Annotated in this window: 10 protein-coding genes and 1 pseudogene; 1 reads left to right on the plus strand and 10 read right to left on the minus strand. The window is 71.5% G+C overall.

The window, feature by feature from the left end; genetic code table 11:
- Positions 1-650: 650 nt before the first annotated feature.
- Complete coding sequence (locus tag ACF1AL_RS35740) at positions 651-1,511, plus strand: CBS domain-containing protein (protein ID WP_391780835.1); 861 nt, start codon at positions 651-653, stop codon at positions 1,509-1,511.
- Between the two features lie 46 nt (positions 1,512-1,557).
- Here ACF1AL_RS35740 and ACF1AL_RS35745 read toward each other — a convergent pair whose 3' ends face one another.
- The 10 genes and pseudogenes from ACF1AL_RS35745 to ACF1AL_RS35790 all read right to left on the minus strand — a co-directional run bounded on the left by ACF1AL_RS35745 (position 1,558) and on the right by ACF1AL_RS35790 (position 13,069).
- Complete coding sequence (locus tag ACF1AL_RS35745; protein ID WP_366839214.1) at positions 1,558-1,803, minus strand: acyl carrier protein; 246 nt, start codon at positions 1,801-1,803, stop codon at positions 1,558-1,560.
- A gap of 2 nt (positions 1,804-1,805) precedes the next feature.
- Entirely contained in the window at positions 1,806-3,329 is a 1,524-nt protein-coding gene (locus tag ACF1AL_RS35750; protein WP_391780836.1) for a 2-oxo acid dehydrogenase subunit E2, read from the minus strand.
- Between the two features lie 2 nt (positions 3,330-3,331).
- Positions 3,332-4,327, minus strand: coding sequence for an alpha-ketoacid dehydrogenase subunit beta (locus tag ACF1AL_RS35755; RefSeq protein ID WP_391780837.1), 996 nt, complete (start codon positions 4,325-4,327; stop codon positions 3,332-3,334).
- Positions 4,324-5,415: a pyruvate dehydrogenase (acetyl-transferring) E1 component subunit alpha gene (gene pdhA / locus ACF1AL_RS35760; RefSeq protein WP_391780838.1), complete on the minus strand. Its 1,092-nt coding sequence runs from the start codon at positions 5,413-5,415 to the stop codon at positions 4,324-4,326. The genes ACF1AL_RS35755 and pdhA overlap by 4 nt, the downstream gene beginning before the upstream one ends.
- Positions 5,412-7,202 carry an acetate--CoA ligase gene (acsA, locus tag ACF1AL_RS35765; RefSeq protein WP_391780839.1) on the minus strand — a complete coding sequence of 597 codons (1,791 nt, stop codon included), beginning with the start codon at positions 7,200-7,202 and terminating at the stop codon, positions 5,412-5,414. Before acsA ends, pdhA begins: the two co-directional genes overlap by 4 nt.
- A 373-nt stretch (positions 7,203-7,575) precedes the next feature.
- Positions 7,576-8,156 (minus strand): annotated as a pseudogene (locus tag ACF1AL_RS35770) (alcohol dehydrogenase catalytic domain-containing protein); the annotation flags it as partial.
- Positions 8,157-8,259: 103 nt separating this feature from the next.
- On the minus strand, positions 8,260-9,870 hold the full coding sequence (locus ACF1AL_RS35775; RefSeq protein ID WP_391780840.1) for an FAD-dependent monooxygenase: 1,611 nt from the start codon (positions 9,868-9,870) through the stop codon (positions 8,260-8,262).
- Positions 9,867-10,433 (minus strand): hypothetical protein, encoded by a 567-nt coding sequence (locus tag ACF1AL_RS35780; protein ID WP_391780841.1) that lies wholly within the window; start codon positions 10,431-10,433, stop codon positions 9,867-9,869. Before ACF1AL_RS35780 ends, ACF1AL_RS35775 begins: the two co-directional genes overlap by 4 nt.
- Before the next feature lie 166 nt (positions 10,434-10,599).
- Positions 10,600-12,075: an AAA family ATPase gene (locus ACF1AL_RS35785; protein ID WP_391780893.1), complete on the minus strand. Its 1,476-nt coding sequence runs from the start codon at positions 12,073-12,075 to the stop codon at positions 10,600-10,602.
- A gap of 103 nt (positions 12,076-12,178) precedes the next feature.
- A complete protein-coding gene (locus ACF1AL_RS35790) occupies positions 12,179-13,069 on the minus strand; it encodes a universal stress protein (RefSeq protein ID WP_391780842.1) in 891 nt (296 codons plus the stop codon).
- Positions 13,070-13,229 lie beyond the last annotated feature (160 nt).

The raw sequence follows: 13,229 nt of genomic DNA on the forward strand, positions 1-13,229 counted from the left end.
GTCAGGTGCCGGTGGCGATCCCTCCCGCGCCGCGAGATCCTCCAGCACCCTGACGAGCACGCGCTCGACCAGTGGGGACGTACGAGCCCTGGCACGGCCACGTATGACGGCTGCCTCACGCTCGGCTGTCGCGCGCAGTGCCGCGGCCTCGCCCTCGGCGGCACGCAGCACCTGCTCGGACGCGTCCCCCCGTACCCGGCGGGCCTCCTCACGGGCGTGGGCAGCGATCATCTCGGCCTGCCGTTCGGCATCCCGCAGACGGGACGCGGCCGTGGCGGCGGCCCGCTCGCGCACGGCCCGGGCTTCCGACTCCGCCTCTTCGAGCAGGGCCAGCGGTGGTGCGAGTTCCGCGCGAAGCTCGGCGGAGCGGTCCGCGGGGACACCACCGGGCGCGGCACGGCCCGGCGAGGCTGCCGGCCGGAACCGTGTCAGAAAGTTCCGGAAACCCGCCACGAACTCTCCTCCAGGTCTGTCCAAGACCCCGTTCCCCGTGTCTTGGTGGCGCGCTTCCCAGTCTCCACGGTGGACGGAGACCTGTCGCGCCGCGCTGGGTCACGCGTCCCCCGGCGGGACCGTTCGGCCCGGAGGCCACCCCACCGGATCGATGTCAGACTGACCCCGTAGGTGGAGGCGTCCCCCGGGAGGCAGCCGTGAGCGACTTCGAGCACAGCTCCGCGGAGAAAGAGGCCCGCCGTACCATGCCTGGCCGCCCCTGGACGCCTCAGGAAGAACCGCGGCAGGACGCGCTGCGCCGCTATCTCGGAGCGGTCGCCGCCGCCGCGTCGGCAAGGAGCGCCGAGCGGTCCGAGCCTGCCGCCTCGGGTGAGGCACGAGACACGCCTGCCGCGGACGCGGACGCGTTCTCCGCCGAGGCTCCGGCCGTACCGCGCGTGCGGGACGTCATGCACGTTCCGGCGGTCTCGGTCCCCGGCGACATGCCGTTCCTGGACGTGGCCCGCGTCCTTGCCCGGGAACAGGTGAGCGCCGTACCGGTGGTCGACGCCGACGACCACGTGATCGGTGTCGTCTCGGAGTCGGACCTGCTGGCCAAGGCCGCCGTCATGGCGGAACCACACCGGCACGGACCCGTCGGCAGGCTGCGGCGACATCGCCTGTACGAGAAGAGCCAGGGCGACACCGCGGCCACGCTGATGACCTTCCCGCCGGTCACCGTCCATCCGGCGGAGCGGGTGTCGGACGCCGCCTGGACCGCTGCCCATGCGCGGCTGAAGAGGCTTCCCGTGACCGACTATCACGGTCGGCTCGTCGGTGTGGTGAGCCGACGCGATCTGCTGCGGGCCCTGGTCCGTGACGATGCCGAGATCCGCGCCGAGGTCGAGTCCCTGGTCGGCCGGTATGTGCTGGGGCCGCGCGCCGTCGATGTGACCGTGGAGAACGGCGTGGTGATCATGACCGGGAAAGTGGACAAGGCCGTGGTCCCCGAACTGATTGCAGCCGTACGGGAGATGGACGACGTGGTCGATGTCGTCGACGACCTCGAAGCGGTCTGAGCCATGGGTCGCCCCCGCGACCGGGGCCGACGGCCGCCTGCGCACGTCACGGCGTGTGGGCGACGAGGAAGTCGGCGCTGGCGGACAGCGTGGTGAGCCGGGGCGTGTCCTCGTCGTCGATGCGGACACCGGACCGTTCGCTGAGGACTTCCACAAAACTCAGGAAGTCCAGCGAGTCCATCTCCAGCACGTCGCGGAACGCGTCGTCGGGCCCCAGCGCGGCGACCTCCGCGTCGGGAACGACGGCGGAGATCGACTCCCTGACCAGGTCCAGTGCATCGGTACGGTTCATGTTCACAGTTGCTCCGGGTTCTGCAGCAGGCGGGTGACCGCCGTGAGGTAGCGGGCGCCGAGGGCGCCGTCCGTCGCCCGGTGGTCGGCCGAGAGCGTCGCCGTGACCACGGGCCGTACGCCCAGCAGGCCGTCCACGGCGCACGGCCGGTCGACCACCCGCCCGAAGCCGACCAGGGCCACCTGCGGCGGGTAGATCACACCGAAGACCGCTTCCACGCCCTGATCGCCGAGGTTGGTGACGGTGATCGTGGCGTCGGACACCTCGGAACCGCGCAGCCTGCCCGCGCGGGCCCGGGTGACGAGGTCCTTCAGGGCGGTCATCAACTGGGGGAGTGCCAGGGTGTCGGCGTGGTGCAGCGCGGGGGCGACGAGCCCTCCGCCGCGCAGGGACACGGCCACGCCGAGGTGCACGCCCTCGCCTGCTGTGAACCGGTCATCGGTCCAGAAGCCGTTCAGCTGAGGGATCTCCCTGGCAGCCAGGGCCGCCGCCTTGAGCAGCAGGGCGGCGGGGAGCAGCCGCTCACCGACGGGGCTGCGCCGGTTGCGCTCATGCAGCCAGTCCATCGCGGCGGCCATGTCGACGGTCGTGGAGAGGTAGTAGTGGGGGATGTCCCGGTTGGCGCGGGTCATGAGGCCGGCGATCGCCTGGCGCATGGCCGCCGCCCGGTCTTCGGCCGGGCGTGCGGCAGAAGACCTTTCAGCGGATGGACGCACCGGGGCCGCGCCGTCGTGTGCGGGTGGGGCCGGAGCCGACGGGCCCGGTGCTGCCGCTTGGCGTACGTCCGCGGCACGGACGGCCGACTCGCTGCCCGTCCCTGTCACCGTGGCGAGGTCGACGCCCAGTTCGGCGGCGAGCCGCCGGGCGCGGGGGGTGGCCCGTACGCGTGGCGGCCGGCCAGTGGCTCGGGCGGCCGCCGCCTGTTCGACGTCGGTCCGGGTGACGCGCCCCCCAGGACCGGAGCCGTGGAGTGTCTCCAGGTCGACGCCGCTGTGCTCCGCGAGGTGCCGGATCAGGGGGCCGGCCTCGAGGTGACTGTGCTGCCCGGCCGCGGCCGGCACCGGCATGGGGGCCAGGACGGGTACGGGGGGCGGGTTCGGGGACTCGGAGGGCTCGCCCTTCTTCGACACGTGGCGGACCGGCCGACGCCCGCCCTTCCCGGCTTCCGTGAGGCCCTCGGCTTTTCCGTCCTTCCCCGGCGTGCCGTCCTTCCCCGGCGTGCCGGCTTTCGCCGGTTTCCTCGGCTTGCGCGACTTCGTGCCCGCCTGTTCCGGCTCCCGCTGCTTCCTCTCCGTCGGGCCGATCAGGGCGAGCGGCGTGCCCACCGGCACCGTCGTGCCGGGCTCCACGAGCAGTTGGGTCATGGTCCCCGTCTCGAAGCACTCCACCTCGATCGTCGACTTCGCGGTCTCGACGACGGCGACCGGATCGCCCTTGTGGACGAGGTCACCGGGACCCACGAGCCACTCCAGGAGCGTGCCCTCGTCCATGTCCGCGCCGAGGGACGGCATGGTGAACTCGGCCATGATCAGTCCACCGCCCGGTGCGCCGCCGCGACGACGCCGGCGGTCTGCGGCAGGGCGGCTTCCTCCAGCCGCCGGGCGTACGGCATGGGCACCTCCGCGCTGCACACCCGCTCGACGGGTGCGTCCAGTTCATAGAACGATCCTTCCGCGATGCGGGCGGACACCTCCGCGGCGAGGCTTCCCGTCCGCCACGCCTCGTCGACCACCACCGCACGGTGGGTACGGGCCACGGAGGCGGTGATGGCCGAGTCGTCGAGAGGGCGGAGCGTGCGCAGGTCGATCACTTCGGCGCTGATGCCCTCGGCGGCCAGCGCGTCCGCCGCCGCGAGGACTTTGGGCAGGGAACCGCCGTACGTGATCAGAGTGACGTCGGTGCCGGGGCGGCGGATCGCGGCGTGGTCCAGGTCCACGGGTACGGTGGACTCGGGGAGTTCTCCGGACACGTTGTAGAGGCTGCCGTGTTCGAAGATCAGGACGGGGTCCGGGTCGGCGAGTGCCGGGGCCAGCATGTGGCGGGCGTCCTCGAGGGTGGCGGGGGCGAGGACGCGGATGCCGGGGATGTGCGCGTACCAGCCTTCCAGGCTGTGGGAGTGCTGGGCGCCGAGCTGCCGTCCCGCACCCGTGGTCATGCGGATGACCAGCGGCACGGGCAGTTGGCCGCCCGACATGTGCAGCAGGGTGGCGGCGTTGTTGAGGATCTGGTCGAGGGCGAGCAGGCTGAAGTTGACGGTCATGATCTCGACGATGGGCCGCATCCCGGCCAGGGCGGCGCCTATGCCGGCGCCCACGAACGCGGACTCCGACAGCGGAGTGTCGCGGACGCGTTCGGGCCCGAATTCCTCCAGCAACCCGAGGCTGACGCCGAAACATCCGCCGTAGCGGCCCACGTCCTCGCCCATGAGGAAGACTCGGTCGTCCGAGCCCAGGGCCTCCCGCAGCGCCTCGCGCATCGCCTCCCGGTAGGTCGTCTTCGCCTCGTGCGTTCCGTCGTCGCTCACGGTCGGCTCACCACCTCCGCCGAGGAACTCGTGACGTGGTGCAGCAGATGCTCGACCGGTTCCTCGGGCGCCTGTTCCGCTGCTTCGACGGCGTGGTCGATCGCGGCGGTGATCCGGTGCTCGATGCGGGCCAGTTCGCCGTCGTCCAGCTCACCGCTCTCGCGCATGCGCTCCGTGAGCAGGCCGACCGGGTCCCGGGACTTCCACCGCTCGATCTCCGGCTTGTGCCGGTAGCGGTCCGGGTCGTACATCGAGTGGGCGCGGAAGCGATAGGTCCGCAGCTCCAGGAAGTGCGGTCCCGTGCCGGCCCGGATGCCCTCCACGGCCCGTCGGGTGGCCAGTTCGACGGCCTCGACGTCCATGCCGTCCACGGCCCAGGCGACCATGCCGTAGGAGGCGGCGCGCATGGCCAGGTCGGTCTGCGCCTCGTGCCGCTCCAGCGCCGTGCCCATCGCGTAGAGGTTGTTCTCGCAGACGAGCAAAAGCGGCAGTTTCCACAGAGCCGCCAAGTTCGCCGTCTCGTGGAACTCGCCTTCGGCGAACGCCCCGTCGCCGAAGAAGCAGCAGGTGACATGGGACTGCCCGCGCATGCGGTCGGCCAGGGCGAGGCCCGCGGCGAGGGGAAGTCCGCCGGCCACGATCGCGTTGCCGCCGTAGAAGCGCCGGCTCGCGTCGAACAGGTGCATGGAACCACCCCGGCCGCCGCTGCACCCGGTGGTCCTGCCGTACATCTCCGCCATGACGGCCTCGGCCGTGATCCCGCGGGCCAGCGCGTGACCGTGTTCGCGGTACGTGGAGACGACCGCGTCCTCGGGTGTCAGGGCCTCGTTGACGCCGACGGCGACGGCCTCCTCGCCGATGTAGAGATGGACGAAGCCGCGGATCTTCGCCGCGCTGTACAGCTCGACACACCGCTCCTCGAAACGCCGGATGCGCAGCATCGCCTCCAGCAGGTCCGTCCGATGTCCGGCGGCACCTCGCCGCGGCAAAGACGCGGTGCGTGCGTTCCGCTTGGCCGTCCCGGCCTTCTTGCCGGACGTCCCCTGCGCCGGGTCCTTACGCGTGCGGGTAGGGCCCTCCACACTCATGCGGATCCCTCCAAGGTCGACAAGTCGCCTGCAGGCAGTCCGAGTTCGCGCGCACGCAGGAGTCGGCGCATGACCTTGCCACTGCGGGTCTTGGGCAGGTTCTGGTCGAAGGTGATCTCCCGGGGTGCGACGGCGGCCCCCAGCTTGCGACGGCCGAAGGCCAGCAGCTCCCGTTCCAGATCCGGGGTGGGCTCGACACCTGGCCGCAGTGACACGAACGCTTTGACGATGTTCCCGGCGACCGGGTCCGGCCGCCCGATCACGCCGGCCTCGGCCACCGACGGGTGCTCCATCAGTGCGCTCTCCACCTCGAACGGGCCGATCAGGTGTCCCGCCGACTTGATGACGTCGTCGGCGCGTCCCACGAACCAGTACCAGCCGTCCGCGTCCCGCCTGACCAGGTCACCGGTCAGGTACCAGCCGTCCGCGAACGCGGCGTCGTAGCGCTCCTTGTCGTGCAGATAGCCGCGGAACATCGACGGCCAGCCCGGCCGCAGCGCCAACTCGCCCTCAATACCCGGGACGTCCTCGTGGGTGACCCGGCCGTCGATGACCAGCGCCCGGCCGTCCTCGCCCTGCCTCAGCACCGTCGCGTCGATACCGGGCAGCGGACGCCCCATCGAGCCGGGCCGGATCTCGCAGGCCGCGAAGTTCGCGATCATGATGCAGCCGGTCTCGGTCTGCCACCAGTTGTCGTGCACCGGCAGGCCCAGCACGTCCCGCCCCCACACGACGGCTTCCGGATTGAGCGGTTCGCCGACGGAGGCGATGAAGCGCAGGGCCGACAGGTCGTAGGAGCGCGGCAGGTCGTACGGGCCGTGGCGTGGCGTGGCGCGCATGAGCATGCGCAGGGCAGTGGGGGCCGTGTACCAGACAGTGACCCGCTGTTCGCCGAGGATGCGGTACCAGCGCCGGGCGTCGTAGTCGCCCTCGTCGACGACGACCGTCACACCGTGCACGAGCGGGGCGATGATCCCGTACGACATGCCGGTGACCCAGCCGGGGTCGGCGGTGCACCAGTACACGTCCTCGGAGTGCAGATCGAGGGCGTACGCGGCGGTGGCGTGGTGGGCGACGACGGCCTCGTGGACGTGGACCGCGCCCTTGGGTGTGCCGGTGGTGCCGCTGGTGAAATGCAGCAGAGCCATGTCGTCAGGCGACGTCGGCGGGATGGTGAAGGTGTCCGGGGCGGCGGACATCAGGTCGTCGAAGGAGACGGTACCGGGCAGTTCCTCGGCGCCGGGGCCGACGATCAGGACATGGTGCAGTCCGGGGACGGACGTCCGACGCTCTTCGACCTTGCGCCGGTACAGGGCAGCGGTGGTGACCAGGACCCGCGCGTCACCGAGACACAGTCGCTGTTCGACCGGGTCCGGACCGAAGGCGGAGAAGAGCGGACAGAGCACGCCGCCGGTCTTCAGCGTGCCCAGCACCGCGGTGTAGAGCTCGGGGCAGCGGCCGAGCAGGGTGAACACCCGGTCCCCGTGGCCGACGCCGAGTGACGACAGCACGTTCGCGAAGCGGGCTGTACGACGGGCAAGTTCCGCGTAGGTGACGGTGGAGACGGAGTCGTCCCGGGCGACGCACCGCAATGCGGCCTTGTCCGCGAGGTAGGAGATCGCGTGCCGGTCGACCGCCTCGTAGGCCATGTTGAGGCCACCGCCGGGCAGTCCTGCCAGCGCGGCACGCGCCTGCGACCAGGTGAAGGTGGAACGCGCCCGGTCATAGTCGGTGAGACGGGGGCGGACGACGGGCGCGGTGTCCTTGTGGATGGTTTCCCAGCGCATGGGCGCTCCTCCCGCACTCCCCCCTCACCCCAGATTCACCGAGCGGGGCATGGGCCGCACCTCGGCCGCAGGACATGAGCCGACGCGACGGGAGGCGGTCGCTGCCGACGGTGATGGAGCCGGGGGCCGCCCGCTTCTTGCGGGCCCGAATCGCACGGTGCGCGGTTTCGCTCCGCTTCGCCGTGTCTCTCTACGGCCCTCGGCTCACTTCCATGGCACCGCTGCTCGCCGTCGGCTTGTAGGGCCGGACGGCCCTGACCGCAGGCCCGTCCGGCCCGTTCGGGCGGTTCACTCGCGGCGCAGCACGACTTTGAGGGCGCCGGTGGAGGGCCGTGGGAGGAAGACGTCGTAGGCGACCACCGTTTCGCTGAGGCCGACGCGGTGAGCAGATCCGGGCGGTGACGACAGTGGCGAGCCCGATGGGACCGGCGCGCACGACCACGACGGTGTCTCCCGGGCCTGGGTGTCCGTTCCGCCCCCCACCTCGTAGGCGGTGGGCAGGACTTCGGCGAGCAGGACGGCGTCCGCGAGCGCCAGTGCGCCGGGCCGCCGCCGGGTGGAGAAGTCCGCGAAGGGGACCCGCACGAACTCTGCCTGAGTTCCGTTGATCAGCCTCCCGAGGATCCAACCCCGGCCATCGCCGCACTGTCCGGACATGCGGTCCCGGCAGAACTGACAGCGGCCGCAGGCCGAGACGGACGACACGATCACCTGATCGCCCGAGGCGATGGAGCGGACCTCGCGGCCGCCTTCCACCACCTCGCCGACCGCCTCGTGGCCGAGGACCGTTCCCGGCCTGACCTCCGGCAGATCTCCTCGCCGGATGTGCAGGTCGGTGCCGCAGACGGTGGTGGCGTCGACGCGGACGACGGCGTCGGTGGGGTCCTCGATCGCCGGATCGATGATCGTGTCCCAGGAGATCTGTCCGGGGCCGTGGTAGACGAGGGCTCGCATGATCACCTACCTTCAGGCCGGCTCGGCCCCCTGTCCCCACCGTCGCCCCAGGACGGACACCCGGGCAACCGCGACCGTCGGCCTGTGCCGCCGTCGGAGCCGGTCATGGTCGGACGGGTGGAGACCCCGGCGCGCAGACCAGTGACAGCCAGCCGGTCAGGGCGGCCGGATCGGCGGTCTCGCTCCGGAAGCCGACATGTCCGTCCGGGCGGACGGCCAGCAGACCGCGACCGGGGCTGTTCGCCAGCCGGACGACGGTGACCAGGGGGCCGAGCACCTCTTCGGGCGGCGAGTCGGCGTCGCACTGCAGCAGCACGTGCACGCCCGGGCGGGCCAGCAACTGGTGCAGCCGCCTGGGAGCTCCTTCGACGCTGACGGTCGCATCGGGCAGACGGTCTCCAGGGCGAGGAGCGCCACGCAGGCGCGATGTTCCCTCCACCGACAAAGGGCTGTGCCGGCAGTTCACCCGAAGCTGGGAGATGAGACGGACGACCTCGGCGACCGGCCGTCGCCGGTCCAGGACGGCGGGTATGACCGGGGCCACGAGCGGAGCGGCCACCGCGCGCAGCCAAGAAGGGACGCGGCCGGTGGATGCCTCCGCCCAGAACGCCGCGTGCGTGAGGATCAGCCGTCGGTGCGCAGCCGACCTGCGCTCCCTGTCATAGGAGGCGAGCAACGTGTCGGCGTCTCCCTTCCCGGCTTCCGTCCGGTCGGCGGGCTCCCCGCTGAAGCGGCTCACCGCGAAGCCGAGCTTCCATCCGAGGTTCACCGCGTCCTGGATGCCGGCGTTCATGCCCTGGCCGGTGGCCGGCGAGTAGGTGTGCGCGGCGTCCCCCGCGAGGAAGAGCCGTCCTCGCCGGAATCGCCGGGCGAGGCGGCACTGCAGCGGCACCCGCGCGGACCACGCGAGACGCTCGATCCGTGCCGGCATCCCCGCGTCGCTCAGGAGATGCTGAAGCTCGGCTCGCGGGACGGAGGGTCCCGGCTCGCCGAAGTCCTGGCCGGCTGCGCCGGCGGAGGGCCGGGTGGCCAGCAGCCGCCAGGTGGCCTGTTCTCCGAGCGGGAAGAGGAACAACAGCCCCTGGCGCCCCGCGAACACCTCAGCACAGGATGCCCCGGTGCGGCCGGGCATGCCGTCGATCTCCAGGTCGGCCAGGACCACCTCTTCGGCGTAGGGCCTGCCGTGCCACCCGATGCCGGCACAGCTCCGCACGGTACTGGCCGGGCCGTCGCAGCCGACGACGAAGGGACAGCGGATCTCCTCGATGCCGTCGCGTGATCGCAGCACGGCACGCGCGCTGGACCCGTCGTCGCGGGCAGTGAGCAGGTCGGTACCCCGTTCCACTGTCACCCCGCGCTCGGCGAGTGCCCCCGTCAGCACTCTTTCGACATCCATCTGCCGCAGGAGTGACAGGTGCGGGAAGGCCGTGTCGGGCAGGTCGAGATCGGCGAGCCGGGCTTCGACGACGTGCGAACCGAGATGCAGATGTGCCGTCGGGGCGGTGTCCGCCAGCTCAAGCAGCTCGTCCGTGACGCCGAGGGGGCGCAGAACTTCCAGGGTGCGCGGGTGCAGGATGAGCGCGCGCGACGGCCGGAACGGCTCCGTACGCCGTTCGACGACCCGGACCCGCGCTCCGTGATCATGAGCCTGTAGCGCCAGGGTGAGGCCGGTCGTACCGGCGCCGACGATCAGGATGTCCACCGCTGTCGTCACACCCCGGCTTGAACGCGCCACCATGCCGCGGTGTCGGGCGGTGCCTGGCCCGCGACCCTACCGGACGCTGTGATCATGTCGTCGCGGCGTACCCCGGGTACAACGGCATAACTGATCGATCCAGGCGCGCTGACCAGGGCAAGAATCCGCCACAGGGAACGCGCGTAGCGTTCGGCGCGCTGCGGGCCGTCCCACTCGTACACGCCGCGGTAGCGGCCCTGCTCGTCGTGGCTCAGCCACAGCTTCGAGGTGAAACCGGGGAATCCCACGAAGAGCGGGGTGTTCAGCAGGCTCTCCCTGCGGAACAGCGCGTGCCGGGGTCCGTGCACCAGGCGCAGCCTGAAGGTGACCGCCAGTGTGCAGGGGTCCTTCGCCAGGCCGCTGCCGAGGCGGGTCTCCCGGTACACCCGGGCCGAGGTGCCGTCGGCGAAGCGGAGCCGCATGCCCACCCGTTCCTTCGGCAGGCGGATCCGGTGCCGGGCGAGCAGCGCGAACGTGGTGAGGACGCATGAGGCAACGGCGCGCCATGCCTCGCCGGGAGCGAGCGGTCTCTGTTCGCCCATGGTGGCCTCCTTCCGGGGGGCCTGACGGGCCACTGCACCGGGTCCACTGCCCTTGCCGGTCGGACGTTCCCCGTACGACCCACCATGAGGGAATCCGCCGCCTTACGCGAAACGGGGAGACGCGGCGCGGTTCTGGTCCCCGCAAGCCGCCGGGATGAGCACTCCTTCAGTCCGGCTCCATGTAAGGGCGGCGGAAGACCGGGGCGTGGCCAGTGCCCCAGGGACGCACGGCAGCCAACGCCTGGGCGACCGTGGATTCCAACGGGCCGCTGGTGTCGACCGCGACGGCTTCGGGCCACGGCGATTCCCGGGCAGCCATGGCGGTGGCGATCTCCAGGTCGGCGTCGGAGGGGCCGGGCCCGCGCGCGGACAGGCGGGCCGCTGACACCTCGCGGGGAACGTGGCAGTGCAGGGCCACGAGGTCGGCGCCGGCGCGTTCGGCCATGCGCACGGCCGCTTCACGCTGCGTCTCGTCGGTCCAGGAGGCGTCCAGGACGACGGATTCACCGGAGGACAACAGGGCCGCCGCTCGGTCGAGCAGGGTGGCGTAGGTTCGGGCGGTCCACTCGGGCGTGTACAGGCCCTCGCCGTAGTCGGCCGCCGCGGACTGCTCCGCGGGGATGCCCGCCAGTTCCTTGCGGACGCGGTCGCTGCTGAGCAGCGTCACTCCCAGCCGATCGGCCAGGGCCCCGGAGAGGGTGGACTTTCCGCTGCCCGGCAGCCCGCTGACGAGCGTCAGGCAGACGGCGGAGGTGCGCAGGTGGCGCAGCGTCGTCGAGACCAGTCTGCGCGCCGCCGTCTGCGCGCCGGCCGCGCCCTGCCGTGCCTGGATCAGGGAGACCTTCGCCCGGACGAACGCGCGGTAGGCGACGTAGTGGTGCCACAGGGAAGGAGGCGCGGGATCGCCGGAGTACTCGCTGTACCGGGCGAGGAAGTAGGCCGCGGCATCAGGTGCGCCGAGCTGTTCCAGGTCCATGGCGAGGAAGGCGGCGTCGTCGAGGCCGTCGACGTAGCGAAGGTGGTCGTCGAACTCCAGACAGTCCAGTACGCGTGGGCCGTCGTCGAGGCAGAACACGTCCTCGGCAAGCAGGTCGCCGTGACCGTCGACCACCCGCCCCTGCTCGATGCGGGCGTCGAACAGCCGCTCGCGGCCGACGAGGTAGCGGCGCACGAGCCGCTCTACCTCCGTCACCCCTTCGGGCACGAAGCCGTCCGCGGCCAGCGCGTCGACCTGCGCGAAGCTCGCTTCCCAGCGCGAGGACAGCGCGTCCCGCGTGCCTTGTTCCGCGACGTCCCGGCCGCGGGGCGCTTCCGCGTGCCAAGCGGCGAGGTGCCGGGCGACGGCCCGCAGGACATCGTCCACGGCCACCCCTTCCCGCACCAGCCGGGACAGGCGGCGGTCCGCGGGCATCCGGCGCATCACCACCATCGGTTCGGCTTCCGCCGTATCGGGGCTGCGGATCTCGCCCAGGCCCAGGTAGACGTCGGGGGCGAAGCGGCGGTTGAGAGCGACCTCGCGCTCGCACGCGGCCCGGCGAGCCGTCACCGTGGTGTAGTCCAAGAACCCCAGATCGACCGGCTTCTTGACCTTGTAGGCGCGGTCGCCGGCGAAGAACACGATCGCGCTGTGGGTCTCGCACACCTCGGCCCGCGGCGGCGGCCGGACGTCGTGATCGGCACCGGTCGGCGGCGCGGAGGTGTCTGCCCCGGGCGTCGGCCGGACCGGCCTTACCCGGTGGCCGTTCTCAGTCATGCGGGACGACTGCGACGGGGCAGCGACCGTGGTGAATGGCGGCCTGCGCCACCGGACCCAGATGCGGCGCCCGGCCCGGACCGTGCTTGCGTCGGCCGACGACCAGCAGCGCGGCACCTTCGGCGGCCTCCACAACGGCCTTGGCCGGACTTGCCAGACGAATGTTGTCGGTCGCCTCCACCCGCGGATACTTCTCGTGCCAGGGTCTGAGCGTCTGGCTCAGCCGTTGGTGGGCGTCCTGCTTGATCTCTTCGGTGATGCCGTGGTCCACGCCCCAGGGCACGCGTGCGTGAAGCGGCACGCTTCGGCCGTGGACGGCCAAGAGAGGGACACCTCTGGCCGCAGCGGCTCGGAAGGCGAAGTCGAGCAGGTCGTCGGAGGACCCGTGCGGATCGTCGGAGGCCCCGTGCAGTTTCAAGGCCACGACCACGCGGCTCACGGATGACGGGGGCGCCCCTTTGCCGCGCGCCGTGGTGCGGACCAGCACCACCGGCCGCTCGGCACGTGCCGCGACGGGCATGCTGACGTCACCGAGGAAGTAGCTCTCGACGGACTCCAGGCCTCGCGAACCGAGTACGAGCATCGCGGAGTCCGACGCCGCCTGGAGCAGCGCTTCCTGGGCGTCGTCGGCGACCAGGTTTCCGACGACGGACAGACCCGGGTGGCGTGCCTGGAGCTCCGCCCGCGCGGTATGGACGAGACGTTTCGCCCAGTAGTTCTGATCCACTTCCGAGGGAATGCTGGTCGGCTCCGGCGCCAGCAGCGGCCACGCGTGCAGCAGACGCAGGGTGAGTCCCTGCTTCTCCGCCTCGTCGGCGGCCCAGTGGGCAGCGGCGAGGCTCTCGGGTGAGCCGTCCAGGCCCACGGTGACGACTGGCTCCATGGGGGCTGCCTCCGCCTCGTAGGAAGCTGGAAACGACGGTGGATCACGGTGAACGAGTCCGTGGACGGTCCGGACGGCGCCGACATGCCGATGGTGTGTTCTCTCCTTCGAGAAGTACCGCACTCCTCACCTCGACGCATGTGGACCGGCCGAGGAAGGG

It is taken from the genome of Streptomyces sp. NPDC014801 (genome assembly GCF_043082085.1).
Taxonomy (GTDB): Bacteria; Actinomycetota; Actinomycetes; order Streptomycetales; family Streptomycetaceae; genus Streptomyces.

Excerpts from the sequence above, each read along its gene's own strand:
- ACF1AL_RS35745 (WP_366839214.1), bottom strand. The coding sequence starts at position 1,803 with ATGAACCGTACCGATGCACTGGACCTGGTCAGGGAGTCGATCTCCGCC.
- ACF1AL_RS35750 (WP_391780836.1), bottom strand. The coding sequence starts at position 3,329 with ATGGCCGAGTTCACCATGCCGTCCCTCGGCGCGGACATGGACGAGGGC.
- pdhA (WP_391780838.1), bottom strand. The coding sequence starts at position 5,415 with ATGAGTGTGGAGGGCCCTACCCGCACGCGTAAGGACCCGGCGCAGGGG.
- acsA (WP_391780839.1), bottom strand. The coding sequence starts at position 7,202 with ATGCGCTGGGAAACCATCCACAAGGACACCGCGCCCGTCGTCCGCCCC.
- ACF1AL_RS35780 (WP_391780841.1), bottom strand. The coding sequence starts at position 10,433 with ATGGGCGAACAGAGACCGCTCGCTCCCGGCGAGGCATGGCGCGCCGTT.
- ACF1AL_RS35790 (WP_391780842.1), bottom strand. The coding sequence starts at position 13,069 with ATGGAGCCAGTCGTCACCGTGGGCCTGGACGGCTCACCCGAGAGCCTC.